Annotated in this window: 7 protein-coding genes; all 7 read right to left on the reverse strand. The window is 71.3% G+C overall.

Annotated elements, in window-relative coordinates:
* Nucleotide 1 precedes the first annotated feature (1 nt).
* The gene (locus tag VME70_00565; protein ID HTW18687.1) at nucleotides 2-976 is read right to left on the reverse strand and encodes a response regulator; all 975 of its coding nucleotides are present in this window, start codon (nucleotides 974-976) and stop codon (nucleotides 2-4) included.
* A gap of 11 nt (nucleotides 977-987) precedes the next feature.
* Nucleotides 988-3,156 carry a response regulator gene (locus tag VME70_00570; GenBank protein ID HTW18688.1) on the reverse strand — a complete coding sequence of 723 codons (2,169 nt, stop codon included), beginning with the start codon at nucleotides 3,154-3,156 and terminating at the stop codon, nucleotides 988-990.
* 45 nt (nucleotides 3,157-3,201) lie between these two features.
* Entirely contained in the window at nucleotides 3,202-5,037 is a 1,836-nt protein-coding gene (locus VME70_00575; GenBank protein ID HTW18689.1) for a methyl-accepting chemotaxis protein, read from the reverse strand.
* A 143-nt stretch (nucleotides 5,038-5,180) separates the two neighbouring features.
* Nucleotides 5,181-6,737: a methyl-accepting chemotaxis protein gene (locus VME70_00580; GenBank protein ID HTW18690.1), complete on the reverse strand. Its 1,557-nt coding sequence runs from the start codon at nucleotides 6,735-6,737 to the stop codon at nucleotides 5,181-5,183.
* 64 nt (nucleotides 6,738-6,801) lie between these two features.
* A complete protein-coding gene (locus tag VME70_00585) occupies nucleotides 6,802-7,383 on the reverse strand; it encodes a chemotaxis protein CheW (protein ID HTW18691.1) in 582 nt (193 codons plus the stop codon).
* Nucleotides 7,380-7,820, reverse strand: coding sequence for a hypothetical protein (locus tag VME70_00590; GenBank protein HTW18692.1), 441 nt, complete (start codon nucleotides 7,818-7,820; stop codon nucleotides 7,380-7,382). Before VME70_00590 ends, VME70_00585 begins: the two co-directional genes overlap by 4 nt.
* 56 nt (nucleotides 7,821-7,876) lie before the next feature.
* A partial coding sequence (locus tag VME70_00595) for a hypothetical protein (protein ID HTW18693.1) occupies nucleotides 7,877-8,112 on the reverse strand: 236 nt, incomplete at its 5' end.

Here is an 8,112-nt window from a genome sequence, read left to right on the forward strand (position 1 = left end):
GTCACGCGCCGGTCGTGGTCGTGCCGACGCCGGCCAGCCGCGCGTTGTCGATGACCAACGCCGCCGGGCCGTCGACCAGCCGCAAGGTCGAGAGGGCAGTCTCGCCGAACGCGTTCTTCACCGCGCTCGACAGCGCGATCATGCCGATGACCGCACCGCCGTGACCGCGCAGCGGCATCGACAGGAAGGTCGCCATCGGCCGGTCGTCCTCATCGCCGAGCAACCCGTTCGGGTCCGCGAGCCGCAGCTCGAGGTCCGCGACCGACGCCGACTGACCCGCAGCGCCCGCCAGCGCGTCGACCGCGGCGTTGAGCATCCCGGAGTACTGCACCTGCGAGGTCTCCTGCGCCACGGCGACGTACGCCGTCCGCTCCTCGAGGAGCAGCACGGCAGCAAGGTCGTACTCGACGAAGCGCCGCAGGACATCGAGGACACCGGCGACCGTCTCCTCGAAACCGTGCGTGGTTGCCGCGAGTGCGGTCACCTCCGCGGCAACCGAGGTCTCGAACAGCTTCCGGTCGAGCAGGTCGCACACGCGCGAGAGCACGTCGTCGTCGCTGAGCTCGACCGGGTCCGCACGCAGCAGCTTGCGGCCCTTCAGCGCGGCGTTCGCCGCGTCGACCACCTCGTGTACGGCGGCGACCAGCTGCGGCGCCTCGAAGTCCTTCGTGAAGTAGCGCTCCGCACCGGTCTGCACGCCCCAGTAGCGGTCGCTCGCAGCGTCGAGCGACGTCAGCAGGATGATCGGGATGTCCGCGGTCTGCCAGTCGTCCTTCAGCAGCCGCGCGGCGACGTAGCCGGAGACGCGCGGCATCTGCACGTCGAGTACGACGGCGTCCGGCATCGTGGCGAAGACCTGCTGGACCGCGGACACCCCGTCCTCGGCCGCGACGATCTCGAAGCCCTCCTTACTGAGGACTGACGTCAAGATCCGGCGCAGCGTGGGGCTGTCGTCGGCGATGACCACGGTCGGCATATCGATCTCCTCTAACGTCCGACGAGGCGGCGTACCGTCTCGACGAGCTGCTCCTGGTCGAACTCGGTCTTCAGCAGGTAGGCGCTCGCCCCCGCTTCGAGACCGGCTCGTTGGTCCTCTTCGCTTACTCGGCTGGTCATGATCACGACTGGAACATGCTCCCAGCCACGGGTACGCCGGATCGTGCGCGTGAGGTCATAACCGTCCATCCCCGGCATCTCGACATCCGACAGGACGAGGTCGGCCGGCTCCTCACCCAGTCTGGCCGCGCCGTCGCTGCCGTCAACGGCCGTGGTGACGTCGTATCCGGCGGCTTCGAGAATCGCACGCTCGAGCTCCCGCACCCCGACGGAGTCCTCCACGACGAGGACACGCGCCCGGCGTACCAGTGGCTCGGTCGGGTCAGCGGTCGGCACCAGCGCGGAGTACGTCGCGGCCGGCTGGCTGCTGTCGAGGGTCAGCTCCCGCAGGTCGACAAGGCAGACCACGCTCCCGCTGCCGTCGATCGTGGCGCCGCTGATGATCGGCGGCCGGCCGAGAAACGCGCCGAGGTCCTTCACGACCAGTTCGCGCTCACCGTCGAGCGCCTCGACCGCCCACGCGACCTGGCGGTCGCCCTGCCGCACGACGACGGCGGCTTGCGGCGAGGCGTCGTTCGACTCGATGCCGAGCGCGCGACCCAGGTCGAGCAGCGGCAGCGTCTCGCCGTGTCGGACGACGACCGGGCTGCCGGCAAGCGAGTGCACGACCGCGTTCTTCAGCGACAAGGACTCGACGATCCCGGGCACCGGGAGGGCAAACTGCTCGTCGCCGATCCGCGCGATCAGGCAGCGGAGGACGCCAAGCGTGACGGGAAGCGTGAGCGAGAAGGTCGTGCCCGCGCCGGCACTGGAGCGCAGCTCGACCAGCCCACCGACGTCTTCGACCGCCGTGCGCACGACGTCAAGGCCGATGCCGCGCCCGCTTGCCTCGGTGATCTCGGAGCTGGTCGTGAAGCCCGGCAGGAACAGCAGGTCGTAGAGAGCGGAACCGCTCACCGTCGAGTCGGGGGCGAGCAGGCCACGAGCGATCGCCGCCGTGCGCAGACCGTTCTCGTCGATGCCGGAGCCGTCGTCGGCGACCTCGATGACGACCGTGCCGCCGGCCGCGCGGGCGGTGACGGTCACGGTCGAGTGCGCGGGCTTGCCGGAAGCGACCCGCTCCGAGGACGCCTCGCAGCCGTGGTCGACCGCATTGACGACGAGATGCTTGAGCGCGTCGGACACGCCGTCCAGGACCTGCTTGTCGAGCTCGACCTCCTGGCCGAGCAACACCAGCCGGACGTCCTTGCCGGACTCCGTCGCGAGGTCGCGGACAACTCGTGGCAACCCGGCCACGACCCGGCGGACCGGCACCATGGCCAACCCCATCGCGCCGTCGCGAACCTGGGCGAGCCGCCCCTGGGCGTCGTCGGCGAGCTCATGCAGGTCACGGGACGCCGCGATCATCTGGTCGTGCGCGGCAACCAGTCGCATCATCGCCTGGTGGGCGTCCGTACCGGTATCCAGGTGCGCAAGCGCATCCCTGAGCTCGCGCAGCCAGTGCGAGGTGTCGCCGACGATCGCGTCGATCGTGTTGCTCGTCTGCTCGAGCCGGCGCGAGTCGAGCTCGGCCTCACCGACCACGTCGATCAGCTCGTAAACCTTGGTCGCCGTGACGCGCACCGAGTCGACCCCGCGGCGCGGCGCCTCCTCGACCGGTTCGTCATCGTCGGTGCCGTGCGGCGCCCAGTGCGGCACCTCGACCGGGTCCTCACCCTCGGTCGCGCGCTCCATGGCGGACGCGAGCGCGGCCAGGTGGTCCGAGGGAACCGGCTCCTCGACACCGGGCATCGCACCGAGAATGCCGTCGCAGGAGGCGAGCAACAGGTTGACGACGTCCCGACGGACCGGAAGCCGGCCGTCGCGCAGCGCGCCGAGCAGGTCCTCGGCCCGGTGGGCCACCGCGAGGACGTCGGAGAGCCCCAGCATGCGGGCCGAGCCCTTGACCGTGTGGGCGTCGCGGAACAGGCCGGCGACGACCTGGCGCGGCGACGGGTGCTCCTCGAGCGCGAGCAGCCCGGACTGAAGCGAGGCGACCCGCTCCTCGACCTCCGCGCGGAAGGTCGCGAGCAGCTCGGGGTCGTCAGCCCAGCCGGGCATGGCGAACTCCCGCGGTGATCCTCACCTACTGTGCATCGGCGCGGGTCATTCCACCCTGAACCGTCCGACCGTCTCGCGAACGGTCTCCATCAGGTCTCTGAGGCGGGCCGCGGAGGCCGCGTGGCTGCGGGTCGCCGAGGTCGCCCCGATGCTCGCGCCGGTCACCTGGCGCATGGCGGCGACCACCGCGTCGCTCGCCTCACGCTGGTGCCGGGTCGCGGCTGTGATGTCCTCGACCGCCCGCGTGGTGTCGTCGACCCGCCCGCTGATCCGCATCAGCGCGGACTCGACCGCGTGCTGGCGGGCCAGCCCCTCGAGGACGGCCGCGGTCCCTTCCGCGTTGACCGCGGAGGTGGCGGCGACCTCGAACTCGAGCTCGGCCACGATCCGGGCGATGCCGGCGGTGGCGGAGCGAGCCTTGGCCGCCAGCGCGGTGATCTCCTCGGCGACGGTCGCAAAGCCGTAGCCGTACTCGCCGACCCTGGCCGCCTCGATCGAGGCGTTGACCCCGAGCATCGTCGTACGGCGAGCCAGCTCGTCGATGGAGCGCGTCATCGCGGCGATCCGTACGACCCGCTCATCGAGCCGGTCGGTGCGCGATCCCAGCTCCCGCACCCGCTTGCCGATGGCGACCATCGACGCGGTCGACTTCTCGACCGAGTGGATCCCGTCGTCGACGTCCTGGCGAGTCGTGCCGGCGAAGCTCGCGACCCGCTCCGCCGTCTCGGCGATCGAGTTGGCGGTCGCCGCGAGCTCTTCGATCGTGCTGGTGGTCTGGGCGACCGCGGAGCCCTGCTGCTCGACCGCGGCAACGTGGGTCGCGGCGGTGCCGGCCAGCTCGCCCGCGCTGTCCGCGAGCTTGTCCGCGACGGTGCTCAGCTGGCGGACCAACCGGCGAAGCGACAGGACGGTGTCGGCGAAGACCACGGCGAGGGTCGCGGTTGCCTGGTCGGCGGGGTTCTCCAGCGAGGGGACCCGCGACAGGTCGCCGGCGGCGACGTCGTCGAGCAGCGTGCTGAGCCGGCCGACATCGTTGATCAGAGCCAGTCGCTGCCGGCGCGCGGAGGCGACCGCTTCGTGGGCACAGCTGGCCAACGCACCCGCCGCCCAGCCGAAGAGCGGGCAGGCGGGGAGGATCACGACGAGCCGGCCGATGCCGGCGATGGTCAGGGTGTCCGAGACGCCCGCCGCGACGTAGATTCCGAGTGCCGCCAACGCGCCGACGATCAGGCCGAGCGCGGGGCCGAGGACCGCACCCGCGACGACGACGACCGGCAGGAACAGCACCCAGGTCGGAGCTGCGACACCGTCGGCGTTGGCCACGATCCCGGTGATCGAGACCAGCAGGCCGGCCATGAGAATGCAGCCGAAGCTACGCCGCTTCGCGGTGCTGAGCCGCACCGAGACGTCGGGATCGGTGACCAGGGCGGCCAGCCCCACCGCGGCGACCGCCGCGGCGATCGCCCACACCGTGACCGGCAACGGATGGACCCGGAGGGACGTGCTGTTGATCCTCGCCGCCGCGAGGGCGCAGCCGATCAGCAGCAGCAGGCTGCCGACAGTGACCCGCTGCGCGACCTGAAGCACCCGCTTGGCGAAGTGCGTTGCCTTGGTCTCGTCGTAGAGCGGGTCGACCTCCTGGTCGGTCTCGACGTACTCCTCGCTGACCACGGGCTCGATGCCGACCAGCTCGGCCAGCCGGCGTTCGACGTCGACCGGCAGGGCCGTGGTCACCGGAGTCACGATCGGCGGAACCAGCCGCAGCTGCGCGCCCTCGCGCGAACGGTCCGGCGCGTCGTCGCTGACGGCGAGGTCATCGGCCTTGACGTGGCGGACGCGGCCGGCGCGGCCGGCGCCGCTGCGACTCTGGGAGGCGCTCATCGCAGACCCGCGGCCGGCATCAGCCGGCATCCGGACGGCGGCACGCCGAACGGAGGAGCAGCGAATACGCCGAACGGCTCACTCGGGCAAGATCGGCGCGCTGCGGACCCGGCTTGAATCGGGTCCGCCGATCAGGCGACGCCTCAGGCGACCTTGAACTGGGCGATCGAGGCGCGCAGCTCCGCGGCGAGCACGGTCAGCTCGCTGGCGGCGGAGGCGGCCTGCTTCGAGCCGACGGCGTACTGCTGGGACACGTCGGACACCTGCGTCATCGCCGAGACGACCTGGTCGGACGCCGAGCGTTGCTGCTGCGTGGCGATGGAGATCTCCTTGGCGGCGGTGGTGGTCTCGTCGACCATCCCGCTGATCCGCTCGAGCGCATCGACGACGCCCCTCGCCAGATCGGACCCGACCCGCACCTCCTTGGCGCCCTCTTCGCTCGCGATGATCGTCGCGTTGGTCTCGCTCTGGATCTCGTTGACCAGCCCGGCGATCTGGCCGGTCGAGTCCTGCGCGCGCTCGGCCAGCTTGCGCACCTCGGAGGCCACGACCGCGAACCCTCGACCGTGCTCGCCGGCGCGGGCCGCCTCGATCGCGGCGTTGAGAGCGAGCAGGTTGGTCTGGTCGGCAAGGTCGTTGATGACCTCGAGGATCCGGCCGATCTCCTGGCTCTTCTCGCCGAGCGAGAGCGCACGTGCCGCGATGGAGTCGACCCGGTTGGCGATGGTGTCCATCGCGTCGACGCTGGCCTGGACGGCAGCCCGGCCGTCGTCGGCGTGCCGGAGGGTTTCCGCGGCGTACCTCGCGACTGCCTCCGACGTCTCGGCGATCTGCGCCGCGGTGGTGGCCAGCTCCTCGATGGTCGACGTCGTCTCGGTAACCGCCGAGGACTGCTGCGTCGCGGACGAGGAGTGCTCCTCGGCGGTTGCGAGCAGCTCGCCCGCGGCCGCACCGATCTGCTCGCCGCCAGTACGAATCTGGCTGACCAGCGCGCGCAGGTTGGTGACCGTGTTGGTGAATGCGACCGACAGCTGAGCCAGCGCCTCGTCGCGGCCGGCCTCGAGCGCGAGGCCGACCGACAGGTCGCCCTCCGCTGCCTGGGCGAGCACCTCGGACAGCTCGCCGACCCGGGCCTGGAGCTCGTCGCGCTCCGAACGGGCCATCGCCCGCATCGCCCAGATCGACTGAGAGAGCGCGCTGTTGAACCAGGTCAGCGCCGGGAAGATCGGGAGCACCAGCACCAGCCACGCGGCCGTCGTCGAGTCGACGCTGTGGGCGATCAACGCGGCGATCACCAGTCCGACCGAGTTGGCGACGCCGAGCGCCACCGCCTGCCACTGCTTGAGCGTGGTAGCCGCGAACAGCAGGGCAGGAAGGTAGAGGATCCAGAACGGCCCGCGCAGCCCGCCCGAGACCGCGACGGCTGCGCTGACCGACAGCATCGTGGAGACCAGCAGGATGAGCCGGTACGTCGTGATCCGGCGCCGAACGTGGTCGTAACGCTGTTGCAGCGACGGCAGGACGGTCATCAGGGTCGCGTTGACGATGGCGAAGACTTCCCAGCCGTAGACCGCAGCCAGGTGGACGTGCACGCCGTTGGCCGGGTGGTAGTGCAGGACGAGCGCCCCGATCAGCGCAAGCACGATCCCGACCCAGGTCGAAGCGGCCGCGACGCGGCTGAGCTTCTTGCTGAAGTCCACGAGCGCTCCCGAGTTCGGTCCTCAGGAAGAGTCTTCGAACAAATCGAGGCGTCGCTGTAGCAGGTCAGGCCGAACGCCGGCCGCGCGGCAGCCCGTCGCGAAGGCGGAGCACGGCATCCGCGTCGAGCACCGCGATCGGACCTTCGGCCCGGGGCAGCTGGCCGTTGAGGAGCTGAGGGCCGGCCGGCGCGCTCGCCGGTGGGAACGGCGCGACGTCGGCGAGCGACGTGGTGCCCTCGACGAGGTCGACCACCATGCCGACCGCGACGCCGCCGCTGGTGAGCACGAGCAGCCGGCTGTGGCCATCGAGCTCGCTCGACTCGGCGCCGATCAGCGGGCGCAGGTCGAGCACCGGAAGGATCCGCCCGCGCCAGTTGGCCACGCCGGACAGCCAGCCGGGCATCCCGGGCACGCGGGTGATCGCGGGCACACGGCCGACCTCGGCGATCGAGGCGAGATCCACGGCGAACCGGTTGGTGCCGAGCCGGATGAGGATGGCGTCGGTGTCGACCGCGGCGTCGGGGTCGACACCCGGCAGCGCGGTGGAGGTCGGCGCGGCGGCGGGCGGGTCGGCCGCGGGCGCGCGCTGGGCGGCCGCGTCCGGCGCACCGGCCTGCTCGGGCACCACCACCTGCGAGTCGGTCACACCTGTGGTGTCGGCGGGTTCACCGGGTTGGTGTAGTCCGACCTGATCGCGCGTGTGGTGACGAACAGCGCAGCCACGCCGGCGAGGATCCCCGCGAACAGGAACACGTTGCCCACGACCACGACGCCCGGGTCGGCGGGCAGCTTCCCGACGAACACGACGTCGCCGCCGCGAGCGACGATCAGCAGCGCCCCAACCGCCACGACCCACCCGACCACCGGCATGACGGCCGCCGCCAGGCTCCGGGTGGCGAGGCCGGCCAGGCTGCCGATCAGCGCGTTGCCGACGACCGCGAGCACCACGGACAGTCCTTCGGTGCCATTGAACAGCCGCAGCGGCACCAGGAAGGACTCGATCGTGCCGAGCACGACGCCGATCGCGGCCAGGACCAGACAGGTCGCCCACAGGACGGCACGCTCGGTCGCCGGCATGGCCACCGCCTGAGCGTACGGCGTACGGCTTCGCGAGCCGGGCGCGACGCCGCCGTACCGGCTCAGTCGCCGGCGCGCACCGCTTCGGGGTCGCGAAGGTCGATCACCAACGGCGGCGGGCCGACCTGTTCGGCTTCGTCGAGCACCGCGGTGATCTCCTTGCCGACCAGCTCTTCGCGCTCCATAAGGGCGTCTCGCAGGGCTGCCACCAGATGCTGGTTGGCTTCGAGCGCGTTCTTGACCACGAGCTTCTGCTCCTGCAGCAGCTCCTCGACCCGCCGGCGGCCGTCGGCATCCG

Source organism: Mycobacteriales bacterium (assembly GCA_035504215.1).
In the GTDB taxonomy this organism is placed as follows: Bacteria; Actinomycetota; Actinomycetes; order JAFAQI01; family JAFAQI01; genus DATAUK01.